15 protein-coding genes are annotated in these 15,448 nt (G+C 44.8%); 7 read left to right on the forward strand and 8 right to left on the reverse strand.

Annotation, left to right across the window (positions count from 1 at the left end):
• The first annotated feature begins 4 nt into the window (after window positions 1-4).
• Together MASE_RS06885 and kdsA are read left to right on the forward strand one after the other, a co-directional pair.
• Window positions 5-376 carry a SirB2 family protein gene (locus MASE_RS06885; RefSeq protein ID WP_014949021.1) on the forward strand — a complete coding sequence of 124 codons (372 nt, stop codon included), beginning with the start codon at window positions 5-7 and terminating at the stop codon, window positions 374-376.
• Window positions 377-396: 20 nt separating this feature from the next.
• Window positions 397-1,251, forward strand: a complete 855-nt coding sequence (kdsA, locus tag MASE_RS06890; protein ID WP_014949022.1) for a 3-deoxy-8-phosphooctulonate synthase — start codon at window positions 397-399, stop codon at window positions 1,249-1,251.
• Between the two features lie 62 nt (window positions 1,252-1,313).
• Here kdsA and MASE_RS06895 read toward each other — a convergent pair whose 3' ends face one another.
• Window positions 1,314-1,592 (reverse strand): hypothetical protein, encoded by a 279-nt coding sequence (locus MASE_RS06895; protein WP_014949023.1) that lies wholly within the window; start codon window positions 1,590-1,592, stop codon window positions 1,314-1,316.
• 216 nt (window positions 1,593-1,808) lie between these two features.
• Here MASE_RS06895 and MASE_RS06900 point away from each other — a divergent pair, with 216 nt between their 5' ends.
• The 5 genes from MASE_RS06900 to fusA all read left to right on the forward strand — a co-directional run bounded on the left by MASE_RS06900 (window position 1,809) and on the right by fusA (window position 7,269).
• Entirely contained in the window at window positions 1,809-2,711 is a 903-nt protein-coding gene (locus MASE_RS06900; RefSeq protein ID WP_014949024.1) for a transcriptional regulator GcvA, read from the forward strand.
• Between the two features lies 1 nt (window position 2,712).
• Complete coding sequence (locus tag MASE_RS06905) at window positions 2,713-3,405, forward strand: alpha/beta family hydrolase (protein ID WP_014949025.1); 693 nt, start codon at window positions 2,713-2,715, stop codon at window positions 3,403-3,405.
• A gap of 35 nt (window positions 3,406-3,440) precedes the next feature.
• On the forward strand, window positions 3,441-3,908 hold the full coding sequence (locus tag MASE_RS06910; protein ID WP_014949026.1) for a DUF423 domain-containing protein: 468 nt from the start codon (window positions 3,441-3,443) through the stop codon (window positions 3,906-3,908).
• Window positions 3,901-4,998, forward strand: a complete 1,098-nt coding sequence (gene rlmM / locus MASE_RS06915) for a 23S rRNA (cytidine(2498)-2'-O)-methyltransferase RlmM (protein ID WP_014949027.1) — start codon at window positions 3,901-3,903, stop codon at window positions 4,996-4,998. Before MASE_RS06910 ends, rlmM begins: the two co-directional genes overlap by 8 nt.
• Window positions 4,999-5,181: 183 nt before the next feature.
• Window positions 5,182-7,269, forward strand: a complete 2,088-nt coding sequence (fusA, locus tag MASE_RS06920; protein ID WP_014949028.1) for an elongation factor G — start codon at window positions 5,182-5,184, stop codon at window positions 7,267-7,269.
• Window positions 7,270-7,382: 113 nt separating this feature from the next.
• Here fusA and cynS read toward each other — a convergent pair whose 3' ends face one another.
• The 7 genes from cynS to MASE_RS06950 all read right to left on the reverse strand — a co-directional run bounded on the left by cynS (window position 7,383) and on the right by MASE_RS06950 (window position 15,357).
• Window positions 7,383-7,832 (reverse strand): cyanase, encoded by a 450-nt coding sequence (gene cynS, locus MASE_RS06925; RefSeq protein ID WP_014949029.1) that lies wholly within the window; start codon window positions 7,830-7,832, stop codon window positions 7,383-7,385.
• A gap of 18 nt (window positions 7,833-7,850) precedes the next feature.
• Window positions 7,851-8,561 carry a serine/threonine protein kinase gene (locus MASE_RS20225; RefSeq protein ID WP_332306445.1) on the reverse strand — a complete coding sequence of 237 codons (711 nt, stop codon included), beginning with the start codon at window positions 8,559-8,561 and terminating at the stop codon, window positions 7,851-7,853.
• 77 nt (window positions 8,562-8,638) lie between these two features.
• A complete protein-coding gene (locus tag MASE_RS20230) occupies window positions 8,639-9,760 on the reverse strand; it encodes a PP2C family protein-serine/threonine phosphatase (RefSeq protein ID WP_232362824.1) in 1,122 nt (373 codons plus the stop codon).
• A 126-nt stretch (window positions 9,761-9,886) separates the two neighbouring features.
• Window positions 9,887-10,735 (reverse strand): formate/nitrite transporter family protein, encoded by an 849-nt coding sequence (locus MASE_RS06935; RefSeq protein ID WP_014949030.1) that lies wholly within the window; start codon window positions 10,733-10,735, stop codon window positions 9,887-9,889.
• A 441-nt stretch (window positions 10,736-11,176) separates the two neighbouring features.
• Window positions 11,177-13,243, reverse strand: a complete 2,067-nt coding sequence (locus MASE_RS06940; RefSeq protein WP_014949031.1) for a transglutaminase TgpA family protein — start codon at window positions 13,241-13,243, stop codon at window positions 11,177-11,179.
• Window positions 13,240-14,373 carry a DUF58 domain-containing protein gene (locus tag MASE_RS06945; RefSeq protein WP_014949032.1) on the reverse strand — a complete coding sequence of 378 codons (1,134 nt, stop codon included), beginning with the start codon at window positions 14,371-14,373 and terminating at the stop codon, window positions 13,240-13,242. The genes MASE_RS06940 and MASE_RS06945 overlap by 4 nt, the downstream gene beginning before the upstream one ends.
• A 36-nt stretch (window positions 14,374-14,409) precedes the next feature.
• Window positions 14,410-15,357: an AAA family ATPase gene (locus MASE_RS06950; RefSeq protein ID WP_014949033.1), complete on the reverse strand. Its 948-nt coding sequence runs from the start codon at window positions 15,355-15,357 to the stop codon at window positions 14,410-14,412.
• Window positions 15,358-15,448 lie beyond the last annotated feature (91 nt).

The raw sequence follows: 15,448 nt of genomic DNA on the forward strand, positions 1-15,448 counted from the left end.
CATTATGTACATGATGGCTAAACACCTTCACATGACCGCCGTTGGCTTGAGCATATTATTTTTTGTCTTTCGCTTTATATGGAGTCAATTCGACGCTACAGCACTTAGCAAAAAATGGGTTAAAATTCTCCCTCATATCATTGATACCGTGCTATTAGCCAGCGCAATTTGGCTATGCATTATTTTGTCTCAATATCCTTTAGTTAATGCATGGCTCACATTTAAAGTTGTGGGCGTGGTGCTGTACATAGTGTTTGGATTGTTTGCATTGAAAAAAGCCAAAACAGCGTTAGGCAAATGGAGCTTTTTCGTAGCAGCGCTTGTTGTGCTTATGGCAACGGCTATGGTTGCTGTAACCAAACAACCTCTTTTTTAAGATTTAATTGGAAATAGATAATGTCTGAATCTCAACAGATTATTAATGTAGGTAACGTTGACGTTGCCAACCACTTGCCGTTTGTTCTGTTCGGTGGAATGAACGTACTTGAGTCTCGCGATCTCGCTATGCGTATTGCAGAACACTATGTTGAAGTAACGCAAAAGCTCAATATCCCGTACGTTTTTAAAGCCTCGTTTGATAAAGCGAACCGTTCATCTGTGACTTCTTACCGTGGGCCTGGCATGGAAGAAGGGTTGCGTATTTTTGAAGAAATTAAGTCGACCTTTAACGTTCCGCTTATCACTGATGTGCACGAACCGCACCAAGCAGCTCCCGTAGCTGAAGTGGTGGATGTTATTCAACTGCCTGCTTTCTTGGCGCGCCAAACCGACCTTGTGGTTGCAATGGCAAAAACCGGTAGCGTTATCAATGTGAAAAAGCCTCAATTCTTAGCACCGCATGAAATGCGTCACATCATAGGAAAGCTAGGCGAAGCGGGGAACGATAAGGTTATTCTTTGTGAGCGTGGTAGCTGCTTTGGATATAACAATTTAGTTGTGGATATGCTTGGCATGGACGCAATGAAAGAATATGCCCCAGTAATATTTGATGCGACTCACGCACTTCAAATGCCGGGTGGCCGTGCGACGTCTGCAGATGGTCGTAGAGCGCAAGCTGCACAGTTGGCCAGAAGTGGTATGGCATTAGGTTTGGCAGGGCTATTTATAGAAGCGCATCCTAACCCTGATGAAGCACTATGTGATGGGCCTTGCGCACTGCCGTTGGCAAAATTAGAGCCTTACTTGCAGCAGATGAAAGCACTAGATGAATTGGTGAAAGGTTTTGACGCGTTAGATACAAGTAATACCTAAGCTAGTATTTGATGGCGTATGCCGGTGCAAGCACCGGCATGCGTATCAGGTGTGTGAGTTGCTTATTCCGCTTCAGAAACGTTTACGCGCTCTTCACCTTTTGTCATTGCTAATAAGTTCTTGTGAAGCTGAACTTGCGTCTCTTCAGCTAAAATCGCTTTAGACTGCTTTTTCACAACAATGTGCGCATCGTTTTCTGGCAGTACTTCGGCCATTTTTACGCTGGTCATTGCTGTGTTGATTAACGATTGTAGATTGATCTTTTCTGGTTGTGCGTTAGCATTTGCAGCAGCGCTTACAAAAGCCATTACAGAAACACTAGCTAAAAGTAATTTTTTCATTTTCACACCTAATAAAAATAATTAAATAATTGTTGATGAATGTTAAAATGTTTAACAAATGTTCATCATAAAATGCTGAAATTAAATGTTCTTTTTTAATTTCGGGTAAATTATAGTCAGTGGGTGGTGAAAAATAAAACGAGTAAAAGTATGGGTTGTCATTAGAAAAACTAATGAATTTGTCATGCTTCGGTCACACTGGATTAAAAACGATATATGCATCGACGTTTACCCCCTCTCAACGCCTTGAAATCGTTTGAAGCGGCTGCTCGCCATTTGAGCTTTACTAAGGCTGCCGATGAGCTGTTTGTTACGCAAGCTGCCGTTAGCCACCAGATAAAAGCACTTGAAGATTTCTTATCGATGAAGCTATTTCTTCGAAGAAATAGAACCCTGCTTCTAACCGAAGAAGGTCAAGCTTATTTTCTTGAGCTAAAAGATATCTTCAAAAACTTACAAGATGCGACAGAAAGGCTACTTGCGAAGGGCAGTAAAGGTGCTATCACGGTAGCGATGCCGCCCAGCTTTGCGAGCCAATGGCTGGTACCCCGTATTCATAAGTTTAGTTTGGCGCATCCAGACATCGACGTACGCATCAAGGCAGTTGATTTCGATGAAGGCTTCTTAGAAGACGATGTAGACGTTGCGATATATTACGGTAAAGGTCGTTGGGCTGGTCTTCAAGCCGATCAGCTACATCGAGAGTTTCTTACTCCGCTTTGCTCTCCAATGCTTTTTCAAGGCCCCAAACCTTTATCCAGCCTGTCTGACTTACGGCACCACGTGTTGCTTCACGACTTAAGCCGTACTGCATGGAAAAATTGGTTGAAGCATGTAGGTGTGGTTGGCGTAAACGTTAACCAAGGACCGGTTTTCAGTCACTCCATGCTAGTTTTGCAAGCCGCTGCACTCGGTCAAGGCATTGCGTTGGGTAACACGGTACTTGCAAGGCCGGAAATTGAAGCGGGAAGGCTAGTTATGCCGTTTGAAGAACGAGTGGAGAGTCGCGATGCGTTTTATCTCGTGTGTGAGGAATCACAGGCTGAACTCGGTAAGATTGCGGCATTTAGAGACTGGATCTTAGCGCTGGTCGAAGCTGAACAAGAGGACTTGTTGTAATATGACTAAGTTGAACACCATTGCTGAACAGCCTAGTTTTGACATTGAATTGCATGAAGCCGATAAGCCCTTAGCGTGTTTGATACTAGGCCATGGAGCCGGCGCCGGTAAGGAGCATGAGTTCATGCAAGACATTGCGAAGGAACTTGTTGCTAGAGGTATATCAACCGTTCTTTTTAACTTTCCCTATATGCAAACCATAAAAGCTACCGGTAAGCGTAGGCCTCCCGATAAAGCCGATAAACTTATGTCACATTTTACTGCGGTGATTGAAACCTGCAGCAAAGATAACAAAGCCTTGCATAACTTGCCTGTGTTCATCGGTGGAAAGTCGATGGGCGGGCGTATGGCGACCATGGTGTACGAAGCGGTGAGCAATGTAAAAGGCGCGATAGCGCTGGGCTATCCGTTCCATTCTCCTGGTAAGCCAGAAAAAACACGCACCGACCATCTGCAAACGGCGTCTAAGCCTTTGCTTATTATTCAGGGTGAACGAGATACCTTTGGTACAAAGAGCGAAGTAGAGGATTACAAAAAGCGCAGCGTATTATCTACAGACATTGAATGCGCCTATTTAGACGACGGCGATCACAGTTTTAAGCCTCGCAAAGCAAGTGGCAAAACGCAGGAAGAACATATTGTTACCGCTGCCACGCTTACCGCTTCTTTTATTGAAGCCCATTTAAATAATTAATGGTTAATTAGAAATCAGAGCGAAAGACTAATTTAATGAAAACTGAAAAACTTAGGTTTGCCACCGTTGCTAAACCTTATCTTATTATTGGCGCATTGCTAGCGGGCCTTTCTGTCGTGCTAGGTGCGTTTGGCGCACATGGTTTAAAAAGCGTCTTAACTGCACAGCAGCTCAACACGTTTGAAATTGGCGTGCGTTATCAAATGTATCACGCATTAGCCTTGCTGATTTTGCCTGCGCTGTCAGGCGTTGTCTCATCGACGTGGGCAAATCGGGTAGCGTTTTGTTTCGTTACCGGTACGGTGTTGTTTAGTGGAAGTTTATACGCGCTAGGAATAAGCAGCATAAAATGGTTTGGCCCGATAACCCCTTTGGGTGGCATGTTCTTTATTATCGGTTGGGTGTTGTTAGTGATTGGGCTGATAAAGGGTCATGATTTAAACAAGCAACAAAAAGAAGAGCAGAACAAAACTCACCACATGCCGGGGGCAGGTAATGTCTAACACCAGTATTTTAGGTTATTGCCGACCTGGTTATGAAAATGATACGGCTAACGAGCTTACCTCTCGTTACGGTGAAGCCCAGTGTTATGGCTACCCAGTATCTAAGAAGAACAGTGGCTTTGTACTTTATCATTTATATGATGCCAAGCAGCTTGAGCAAACCATTACCCAGTTTGCTGTTCACGACAGTATCTTCCCTCGTCAGCTGGTGGCAGTTTTTGCCACGCTAAACGATATAGAGAAAGAGGACAGGGTAGGGCAAGTGCTCGAGGCTTTGAAAGAGGTAGAAAAACCATTTCAAATTTTTGGCGCCATAGACGTCGAATACCCAGATACAGAAGAAGGTAAAACCCTCGCAAAGTTCTGCCGAAAGTTTACGGTTCCTCTTCGCCAAGCCCTAAGAAAGGCGGGATGGCTCACCGCAAAGGAAAATTTAGGTAAACCAAAGCTACATATTTTCTTTGAGTCATTTGAGATTTGCCATATTGGCTATACATTACCCAGTCATGCTAGTGGCGATCACTTGGGTATTTGCCGGTTAAAGTTCCCAAGTGATGCGCCGAGCCGCTCGACGCTTAAACTTGAAGATGCCTTAGTGAATATGCTGAGCGACAAACAGCAGGCTAAGGTACTTCGAAGCGGTGGACGTGCCGTGGACCTAGGTGCATGCCCGGGCGGTTGGACATATCAGCTGGTGAAGCGCGGAATGTATGTTGAAGCTATCGACAATGGACTTGTAGCCGATAGTTTAATGAGCACGGGCTTGGTTGAACATCACGCGGCAGACGGGTTTACCTATCGACCACAATTTGGTCGTGTAGATTTGCTGGTATGTGATATGATAGAGCAACCCGATAGGGTAGCTAAATTGATGGGTGATTGGTTAGTTAAGCACTGGGCAACGCACGCAATATTCAATTTAAAGTTACCTATGAAACAACGTTATGAAACTGTAGTTGAAGCCATGACGTTGCTAAGAGGCCGATTAAATGCCTTGGAAGATGCATTTGCGGTGAAGGTGAGGCATCTCTACCACGACAGAGATGAAGTTACAGTAACAATTGTTCGCACTTCAAAAGATGAGGTGTGATTTTGTTATTTTTCAAAAAAGTGTCATTAATTAATAAGTTATTGATACTTAAAGAAAAGAATTAATGGTGGCGCGGATTTTGGCAAACGAATTTAAGGTTTATGCTAAAAAAGGTGTAAATCTGGTATAGAAATCCTTTATAATCCGGCCGTTTTTTTACTCTGAACCAATGAAAGTGAACTAATGTCAGACTTATCTCATTACAGAAACATTGGTATTTTCGCCCACGTAGACGCGGGTAAAACTACCACAACAGAACGTATCTTGAAGCTTACTGGTAAAATCCATAAAACTGGTGAGGTTCACGATGGTGAATCAACAACTGACTTCATGGAGCAGGAAGCTGAGCGTGGTATTACCATCCAGTCAGCGGCAACAACCTGTTTCTGGAAAGATCATCGCATGAACATCATCGATACTCCGGGACACGTTGACTTTACAGTTGAAGTATATCGTTCACTTAAAGTACTAGACGGCGGTATCGGTGTATTCTGTGGTTCTGGCGGTGTTGAGCCTCAGTCAGAAACTAACTGGCGTTATGCTAACGAATCAGAAGTTGCGCGTGTAATCTTCGTAAACAAACTAGACCGTATGGGTGCAGACTTTTACCGTGTAGTTGGCCAAGTTAAGAAAGTACTTGCTGCAAACCCACTAGTAATGACGCTTCCAATCGGTATCGAAGACGAGTTTACAGGTGTTGTTAACCTTCTAGATATGAAAGCGTACATCTGGGACGATTCAGGTCTTCCTGAAAACTACGAAGTTGTAGACATCCCTGAAGACATGGTTGAGAAAGCTCAAGAATATCGCGAGCAAATGATCGAAACTGCTGTTGAGCAAGACGACGACCTAATGATGGCTTACATGGATGGTGAAGAGCCGTCTCTAGAAGACATCAAGCGTTGTATCCGTAAAGGTACTCGTGACCTAGCGTTCTTCCCAACATACTGTGGTTCTGCATTTAAGAACAAAGGTATTCAGCTAGTTCTTGACGCGGTTGTAGACTTCCTACCTTCTCCAACAGAAGTTGATCCACAGGATCTAACTGACGAAGAAACGGGTGAGCCTACTGGTGAAGTTGCAACAGTATCTGTTGACGAGCCGTTCCGTGCACTTGCGTTCAAAATCATGGACGACCGTTTCGGTGCCCTTACGTTTATCCGTATTTACTCTGGTAAACTTAACAAAGGCGACACCATTCTTAACAGCGCAACGGGTAAGACTGAGCGTATCGGCCGTATGGTTGAGATGCACGCTGATGAACGTACAGAACTTACTTCAGCACAAGCAGGTGACATCCTAGCTGTTGTTGGTATGAAGAACGTTCAAACTGGTCACACATTATGTGATCCGAAGCACCCTTGTACACTAGAGCCAATGATCTTCCCTGAGCCAGTAATCTCGATTGCTGTTAAGCCAAAAGACAAAGGCGCTAATGAAAAGATGTCTATCGCTATCGGTAAACTAGTAGCAGAAGATCCATCTTTCCAAGTTGAAACTGACGAAGATTCAGGCGAAACCATCCTTAAAGGTATGGGTGAGCTTCACCTAGATATCAAAGTAGACATCTTGAAGCGTACTTACGGCGTTGAGCTAGAAGTTGGTCAGCCTCAGGTTGCATACCGTGAAACTATCACGCAAGCGGTTGAAGACAGCTACACGCACAAGAAGCAGTCTGGTGGTTCTGGTCAGTTCGGTAAGATTGATTACCGCATCCGTCCGGGCGAAACTAACTCAGGCTTCAAGTTCACTTCTTCTGTTGTGGGCGGTAACGTACCTAAAGAATTCTTCCCAGCCATTGAAAAAGGCTTCAAAGGCATGATGGAAGTGGGTCCACTAGCTGGCTACCCAGTACTAGATGTTGAAGTTGAGTTATTCGACGGTGGTTTCCACGCAGTTGACTCATCAGCAATCGCGTTCGAAATTGCAGCGAAAGGCGCATTCCGTCAGTCAATGCCAAAAGCAGGTCCTCAAATTCTTGAGCCTGTAATGAAAGTTGACGTGTTCAGCCCAGAAGACAACGTTGGTGACGTAATCGGTGACCTTAACCGTCGTCGTGGTATGATCAAAGACCAAGAAGCTGGCGCTACTGGCGTTCGCATCAAGGCTGACGTACCTCTATCTGAGATGTTTGGTTACATCGGTCACCTACGTACTATTACATCTGGTCGTGGTCAGTTCTCTATGGAATTCAGCCACTACTCAGCATGTCCTCAGAACGTAGCTGACAAAGTAATTGAAGAAGCGAAAGCACGTAAAGCTGCTAAGTAATTAGCCTTTGCGAACGTAAGCTGACTTTGGGTTAGCTTACGCTTCAAGAAATACTAAAAAGCCGGTCGCATGACCGGCTTTTTTTATGTCGGGTGTCCCATCCTGAAATACGTTTAGTACATCTTATATGGCAGAAACTTCCCTGACATAACTACGCTGACACGGTCACCTTTAGGATCGTTTTCGCGCTGTAAATCCATAGAAAAATCAATTGCACTCATGATGCCGTCGCCAAACTCTTCATGAATTAATTCCTTTAATGTAGTGCCATACACACTCACCAATTCATACCAGCGGTAAATAAGCGGGTCGGTAGGGACTTCTGTGGGTAACGAGCCTTTGTAAGGCACGATTTGAAGCCAAGCAATGGCTTCGTCGGTGAGTTCAAGTAACTCACCCACGGCTTCAGCTTGCTGCTTTGTCATGGCCATTTGTCCTAAGCAAGCTGCTGTACTCCATTCTTTTGACTGACCAACAACTTCGGCAATCTGACTCCACTTTATGCCTTTTAAAATTTTGGCTGACTGGATCATGTCGGTAACTTGGGTTCTCGATGTAATCATTTGCATTTCCTTAAAGGGTTAGTTAAACAAAATGAGCGTAACTAGATTGCTGAAAATAAGTGCCAGTATTAGCACCTTGTACACAAAAAGAGGGTGTCGTTTTACTAACGGCTCGTACGCCGTATGTTGTGATGGATTTGGGTAGCGAAGCGAAAAAAGAAACTCAGATAGTGAAGAAAATCGCTTATCAGGGTTCACATGCAAAGCACGCTTAAGGGCGCTATCAACCCAATTAGGTATTGGTCGATTAGGAGCCAATGCGGTTTGGTATTTTAACTTTTTCTGCTCGGCCAACGTGCGACAATGAGCGAGCTTTGTGCCATAGGGGTAACGCCCGCACAAAAGATAGTAGGTGAGTACGGCTAAGGAGAACAGATCAGAGCGCTCTGTGCCAACATTTCCTAAAAAGTATTCAGGTGCGGAAAAAAGTGCAGCGCCAGGAATAGGTGTGTCACTATAGAGGCTTGGGGCATCGGCTAAGGCTGCTGAACCCAAATCTATAATAGTACAGTGCCCTTGTTCGCTAATAATAATATTGTCGGGGCGTATATCCCTATGAACAATGCCCTGACGGTGCATTGCCTGTAAACCTTTACCAACCTGCTCGATTATATTCCTAACTTGCTCTAATGGCGGCGTAGGATTATCAACAGCCCATTGAGCTAGCGTTTGACCTTGAATATATTCACTTACGCTGTAAAAAGAAGAAGGAGGGTACGGTAAACCCAAATCAGTAAACGTTGGGCTTTTAATAACGTGTGCCGAATTAATCCGTCTCGAAAACCAGCTCTCTATTAGGAATCCATTTACCATTTCTGGTGATAGGGTAAAGTCGGTAGCCGGTGTTTTACAACCACAGGGCTGTTTCTGTGCGTAGCTTCACAAGACGAATTGGTGGCAATAAAAACATGGCTTCGGGCCGACGTATAAAGCTGTCGTTCTAGCTTCAGTCCATCAACATCATCACCCGTCTTAAAGTTTGCGGCAGCAGGCTCTTCGCATACATGTTCATCAGAATGCTGATTTGAGTAATGAATCGCAGCATCAGAAACCTCAGAATTGGTTATCAGTTGTTCGCCCAACGACCTGTTAAGTACAGATGAATGAGGTGAAGTTGAAACGCCTGTATACAGTGGGTGTCTGTGATCGTCTAGGCCATCATGGCTAGCTACAAGAACCTTTACGAGAAGTAAGGTGAGGTTGTCATCGCTTCCTCTAGTAAATGCCTCATGTACTACCAGCGCAGCTTGGTTTTCAGAAAGCGTATCGGCCTCACTGATTTTCATAAGAATGGTGGGTAGCGAAACAAACTCATAAACCCCGTCGCTACTTATCGAAAACGTGCTCGATGAGTTGAGGGTGAGTGTTGTGTGGTCGATGTCTATATTCGCTTTAACGCCTAATGCTTTAGTAAGATAACTCTGCGAAGGCTCACTTTCCGATACTTGACGATGAGGTTTTGTGAGTAAGACAGGCGACTGTGCGTTCTTAGAAAGAACTTGAATTTGACAATCCCCCACATGAAATACATCCATGTGATTGCCTGTTACCACTGCCACTGTTAACGTGCAAACATAACCTTTTTCTGGTGTATAGCAAAAGGGACTTCTTTGCGTACGTGTGTAAAGCAGCGCGTTTATCTCTTTAATAATGGTTTCAGCGCGCGTCTTAACCGACCATTGTTCCGGCGCCATATTAAACAGTTTAATAAACTGACTGGTAGCAAAGTCGCTAGCAACTTGGCTAACCGTACTGCTACTTACACCGTCGGCGATAACAAAAACGCTGCTTTGATCTGGGTTATCAGAAACATGAAAAGCGTATGCATCTTGGTTTATCGCTTTAACGCCGGCTGTAGAAAATGCACTTACACTGAGCGTGTTAGCTGGTGGGTTAATTGGGGCGTTTAACGCGGCTCGCTCATTCATGTTTAATTGCTTCTTACCTGCATATTTAATTATGAGCCCAATTAGTTATTTCCAAGGAAACGGATAACGCCATCATGACGTGTCTTGTAGGGGCAAGGCATGATGGCTTTAAGATAAGCGCTTTAGTTAAATAGGCAGTGTTTGCGATGCAGCGGCTTTATCAACAGGGATAGTACGTTTGGGTAGCGTCTTAACGTGGGTGGTGTACAGGGTTAGTCCAGTAAAGGCGAGGCCACCAACAAGATTTCCAAGTGCAGTTGGGATCTCGTTCCAAATGAAGTAGTCCATAACCGAGAAGTCGCCGCCCATAATAAGGCCAAATGGGAAAAGGAACATGTTTACTACTGAGTGCTCAAAACCCATAAAGAAGAACAGCATGATTGGCATCCACATGGCTAGTACTTTTCCGCTAACGTGGGTTGAAATCATTGCACCCACTACGCCTAGCGACACCATCCAGTTACACAACATGCCGCGAATAAAAATGGTGAACCAGCCTGCAACGCCGTGTTCTGCGTAGCCCAATGTACGAGCTTCGCCAATGCTGGCTACCTTAGTCGCGATGGCACCGCCATCCACGTTATACCCCATGGTAAAAATAAACGACATCATAAAGGCCACGGTTAATGCGCCGCCAAAGTTACCTAAAAATACTAATCCCCAATTTCGTAGAATTTGTTTTGGCGTGACGCCAGGTCGCTGTGCAAGCCAAGCGAGCGGGGTAAGTACAAACACGCCGGTTAATAGGTCAAACCCCATAAGGTAGAGCATACAAAAGCCCACTGGGAATAACACTGCGCCAAGAAGAAACACGCCGGTTTGAACGGCAATGGTAACGGCAAAAACAGCGGCTAGGGCCAATATTGCACCTGCCATATAAGCGCGAATTAGAGTATCTCGTGTAGACATATAAATTTTGGCTTCGCCTGCATCTACCATCTTGGTTGCAAACTCAGCGGGGAGAAGATAAGCCATGGTTTCACCTCACGTTGTCGTTATTAATAAGTTGTCATCTGTATGTTGGCGTTTACTGTTTCAATGCGTTCCAGAAGATCAAAAAAAGGCGTCCGCAGCGCTCTCGTAAGAAAGAACTGGGGACGCCTTTGTCCGAAACTCATGCATTGTGGTAGCTAACAAATAAACCGTCGGTTATATGTACGCCTTTGTACTCTGAAGCCCGTTGGCAACTAATACTTGTATAAGCGCCTTCGTACTTTTGTTATCCATTTGTACAAAGCTAAAAAAGTGCCAATAACCAAAATGTACCTAAATGCGTTATTTATTGCTATTAAAAACAATGCTTTGTATAAATTCATGGCTGTGTTGATAGACGCTTGCGCCAAGGCACTATTAATTAGTCTGCACTAAAAAGGGGGGGAGTGTGAGTGTTTAAGGTGCAACCGGTTTAACCATTTCCTACTTTAATGCCTGTTTTAACATTTTTAACTGACGCTTCATGGTTGGATAAACTTTTGTCTCTTGTGTTCGGTGTGCGTATTTTTCATGCTCAAATAGTTCACACAGAAGTGTTAGTGCCTTGGTAGCATCTTCGTTTATCAAAGGGTTAACTTCACTCATAAAGGCGGACAAGGTTTTATTCCCTCTTTCTTTTCCTGTTTTAGCTTCAACGCATTTTATTGCGTTTAGTAAAACTCTGTGTGAGGGCGACAGTGTGTTGCGATGCGTATTGGGTAAAAAATAAAGTGCTAAAATAAGCCCAATTAGGCCAATGGCGGAAAGAAATACAACTCGCATTTTTTGCGGCGTTAGCGAGCCTAGTAATTCTTCAAGCATGTTGGTTTGCGCAGTATTGTCAAAGCCCAGTACCCATTTACTCCATGAGTAATCGAGCTGTTGAAACCAGCTTTGTAACGTTGCAAAAATGGCAGCGTTGCTAAGGTCGCCCAAAATACTCGCTTCACGAGACTCCCCAAGCTCTTCCAACGCACGTTCAAGCCCGAAGGTTAAGCGTGACGGTGCCACCATACTCGTTGGGTCGTGTCGAATCCATACACCATCAATAAATGCTTCCACCCACGCATGTGCATCGTACTGCCTTATTTGCAGCACATTGTCATTAAGTGCGCTTCCGCCCTGGTAGCCTGTCACCATTCTTGCCGGTACCCCTGCGGCGCGAAGCACATACACCATGGCGCCTGCGTAATGGGCACAAAAACCTGAGCGTTCTTCAAATAAAAAACGGTCGATGGGGTCGGTAGGCATGGCGTTCGGCGATAGGGTGTAGCGGAAGCCCCCTTGATTAAATTCACGCATTATTGCGCTAACAATTTGCTGTGCGCTTGAGTATTGTTTGGCAAGTGTCTGTCCCCATGCTCTGGCTTGAGGGTTGCCATTCATGGAAACCTGAAGGTTTAGTTGCGATTCAAAATTTCCTATTCCGCTAGTGATTTGCGCAGTTGGATAGTAGCGCAGATAAAACGCTTTTTTACTGGATATTGGGCTATTCGCCCTTAACGTAAAATCAAAAAGACTTCTTACGAAAATACTGTTCTCGCGGTTGTTGGGTGTCGAAGGCGCTAGCGCAAACAGCCACGTTTGCTGTGTGGGTTCCACGATCAATTCATAACTTATCACTTGAGGCGTATTTTCCTCGGCCAGAGCTGACAAGGGTGTTGGCTTGCCCATGTAAGCTAACTGCTGCTCTGCCTGTTTGCGTTTGTTGCTAATAGACCAGGTTTTCCCGTCAAAATGTTCTAAGGTCATAGCGCGCCAATACCTGGACGGTGCAACAGGGACTGCTTCTGCGTTTTCAAATGTGGCGCTGAAAGCCAATTCAGATGAACTTGCAAGTGACGCAATATCACCAGGCGTCACCGTGTCAGAAAGCCCGGTTTCAGTCGACTTTGACGTGGGCATCTGCCAAAGCGGAGGGAGTTGGGGAAGCAGTAAAAACAGTAGCAGCGCGATAGGGAAAGCTTGGACAATAAGTACGGTCACGAATTTAATGCTTTTTGATTTGGGTACTCCTGCACCGTGATAAATGGCAGTCGCGAATAGCAGCAGGGCCAGTATTCCTGTATAGCCAATCCACGCAAATACGCTTAGAGACGAGATAAATCCGCAGCCGATCAAGAACAAACAGGTACATACAATTAAGTGAAAATCTCGTTTTTTCTCAACCAGCATGATTTTGAGCGCGCACGCGACGGTCAATAGGTTAATCATGCTATCAAGCAATCCTACTGAAAAGCCGAACCACGATAATGCGAACACTGCCAATATTGCCAGCAAGTTAACCGTGCGTGATGTTGGCAAACTATTCAACGCACTAAGGCCTGCGGCTCTCACTATCACAGCACACCCACCTAGCATAATTACCCATGTCATAAGCGGCGCGGTAAGAGTAAAAAGAATAAGAGAGAAAGCTATGCAGAGCATAAGCACAGCCACGGACGTTGGTTGGCTAAACACGCTTTTAACAACGGTTAATTGCGTTAAACGGCTTAAGATAGCGGAGCTCATTTCGTTGACCTCGCCCTTTCATTCTTTATGGAAGATATTGAGACCGTTTTATTTGAGGTTGAAGAAGCTTGTGATGAATGCGAATTCAAACACGCAAGTGCACTAAGACATTCGTGCATTTGTTTTACCCCGTGAGCAGGGGCAATGTTAAGCCCTTTGTACTGTATTCCAAATACCCGGTCTGCGCCTGTCCAAGACAATGTTGCATAGGTAAGCGCCGACACGGCAGTTTCCACATCTATGTTTGAGGGAACTGAAAGTACAAAACTGTCGCTTTGCAAGGAGGTAAAGGATTTCGAAACCCAATTTCCGTTTTTCGCCACATGCTTCCATGATACGCGATTAAGCGGCTGTCCAACTTCGTAATCGTTTAATGCGTAAAAGTCTTCGTTACTTGTAAGGTCGTTAACCTGACTGACGCTATCCGACTCATTAGAACTCGCTACCTTATTAACAGTGACCGGACCTTCTTGAGGTTTTGCGTAGACAGTGACTTGTTGGTCAAAATCGAGGTGGGTCCAGCATTTGTATAATCCCAACGGAAAATCGCATGCAATGGTTAGTCTGCCGAGTGCAAATCGCCCCCGTACTGGTATTGGAAGAGGCACGCTGAGGGTTTGCGTTTGTTTTGTATCCGTAACTTCATTGTCGTTTAAAGAAAAGCTGTACGTCTGCTGAGCCACTGAAATGTTTTCATTGCTTGCATGAGCAGTCGTATCCATGGGGCGCACTGTATTTAGCCACTTTATTGCTAATACGCCATTGCACGTTTTCGTTGGCGCTGCCGCGTGAGGGATAACCTGAAGCTGCAATTCACCCTGTAAGTTACAGTGAAATGGACTGGGGGGCGTCGCTTTAAGCGCTAAACGCGCAAAGTTTTGATGAGTGTAAAACAGCGTTAATAGCATAATGCTTAAGCACAAATAGCTAAGCAGCAACATCAAGTTGTTTTGGTAGTTAGTGCCAAGTAAAAACAAACACAGCGATAGAATAATAAAAGACCAACCGAATCCGCTCGGCAATATAAAAATACTGTTTACGTTGAGGTGATGTTCGTGAGAAGCCGGAACTCGCCTGTCTAACCACTTTAATAGCCTGCGTTGTAGGTAATTCGAAAGTGAAGCTGGCATTCTACGCACCTTTAGCGCTCCGAAAATTCATGAATGCTAGGCTGCCAGTGGGTCAATACTATCGAGTAATTTCTGGCTCAGTTTTTCACCGTCAAAAGCATGGGTTTGCTGCCCTTGTGCCAACTGATGTGAAGACAATGTTAGCCTATGAGCGGTAATGGCCACGAAGACGGCCTGTACATCTTCGGGAGTAACATATGATTTTCCAGAAACAAACGCCCAGGCTTTGGCACCTTGGAGTATCGCTCTACTCGCTCGTGGCGATAGGGGATTAGGGTAATCATTACTTTCTCGACTTTCACTCACCAATCTTAGAATGTAATGAATAATGGCATCGCTGGTATGAATAGCGGCTACCTCTCGTTGCATCTCGCACAAATTCTCCTCATTTAGTATTTGTGCAAGCGGTGCTGATGCATCCTGTTGCAATAGCATGGCTTTTTCTGCTTCCCACGCTGGATAGCCCAAAGAGATACGCATAAAGAAACGGTCGAGTTGGGACTCTGGCAAGGGATAAGTGCCCGATTGATAGCTTGGGTTTTGTGTAGCAATAACAAAAAATGGAGAGGGTAGCGCGTGGGTTACACCATCGATACTTACTTGTCGCTCTTCCATCGCTTCTAACAGAGCGCTTTGTGTTTTGGGGCTGGCTCTGTTTAGCTCGTCCGCTAACACCACTTGGCTAAAAATAGGGCCGTGTCTAAACGAAAAGCGCTTTGCCTCGTCTTGTTCATTACTATGAAAAATGTTTACGCCCAACATATCTGATGGGAGTAAGTCAGAAGTAAATTGAATGCGAGAATATTGTAGGCCAAAAACTTGTGAAAGCGCATGAGAAAGGGTGGTTTTACCCATTCCCGGTAAGTCTTCAATTAATAAGTGGCCATTGGCAAGTAAACAAGTTATTGCGAGTTTTAATTGGTGATCTTTACCAATAATTTTCTGACTAAGAGCCCGCTGTACGTTAATGATATCTTGGCGCATATGATTGTCACTTAAGTTTAAAGTTACTCTGTCACACTACGTATTAAACAGTGAGAAAGCGATTAAGGCTTTTCTAAGGATGTTGCGCAAT

This window comes from Alteromonas macleodii ATCC 27126 (assembly GCF_000172635.2).
Lineage (GTDB): Bacteria > Pseudomonadota > Gammaproteobacteria > Enterobacterales > Alteromonadaceae > Alteromonas > Alteromonas macleodii.

Excerpts from the sequence above, each read along its gene's own strand:
- MASE_RS06885 (WP_014949021.1), top strand. The coding sequence starts at position 5 with ATGTACATGATGGCTAAACACCTTCACATGACCGCCGTTGGCTTGAGC.
- kdsA (WP_014949022.1), top strand. The coding sequence starts at position 397 with ATGTCTGAATCTCAACAGATTATTAATGTAGGTAACGTTGACGTTGCC.
- MASE_RS06895 (WP_014949023.1), bottom strand. The coding sequence starts at position 1,592 with ATGAAAAAATTACTTTTAGCTAGTGTTTCTGTAATGGCTTTTGTAAGC.
- MASE_RS06900 (WP_014949024.1), top strand. The coding sequence starts at position 1,809 with ATGCATCGACGTTTACCCCCTCTCAACGCCTTGAAATCGTTTGAAGCG.
- MASE_RS06905 (WP_014949025.1), top strand. The coding sequence starts at position 2,713 with ATGACTAAGTTGAACACCATTGCTGAACAGCCTAGTTTTGACATTGAA.
- MASE_RS06910 (WP_014949026.1), top strand. The coding sequence starts at position 3,441 with ATGAAAACTGAAAAACTTAGGTTTGCCACCGTTGCTAAACCTTATCTT.
- rlmM (WP_014949027.1), top strand. The coding sequence starts at position 3,901 with ATGTCTAACACCAGTATTTTAGGTTATTGCCGACCTGGTTATGAAAAT.
- fusA (WP_014949028.1), top strand. The coding sequence starts at position 5,182 with ATGTCAGACTTATCTCATTACAGAAACATTGGTATTTTCGCCCACGTA.
- cynS (WP_014949029.1), bottom strand. The coding sequence starts at position 7,832 with ATGATTACATCGAGAACCCAAGTTACCGACATGATCCAGTCAGCCAAA.
- MASE_RS20230 (WP_232362824.1), bottom strand. The coding sequence starts at position 9,760 with ATGAATGAGCGAGCCGCGTTAAACGCCCCAATTAACCCACCAGCTAAC.
- MASE_RS06935 (WP_014949030.1), bottom strand. The coding sequence starts at position 10,735 with ATGGCTTATCTTCTCCCCGCTGAGTTTGCAACCAAGATGGTAGATGCA.
- MASE_RS06940 (WP_014949031.1), bottom strand. The coding sequence starts at position 13,243 with ATGAGCTCCGCTATCTTAAGCCGTTTAACGCAATTAACCGTTGTTAAA.
- MASE_RS06945 (WP_014949032.1), bottom strand. The coding sequence starts at position 14,373 with ATGCCAGCTTCACTTTCGAATTACCTACAACGCAGGCTATTAAAGTGG.
- MASE_RS06950 (WP_014949033.1), bottom strand. The coding sequence starts at position 15,357 with ATGCGCCAAGATATCATTAACGTACAGCGGGCTCTTAGTCAGAAAATT.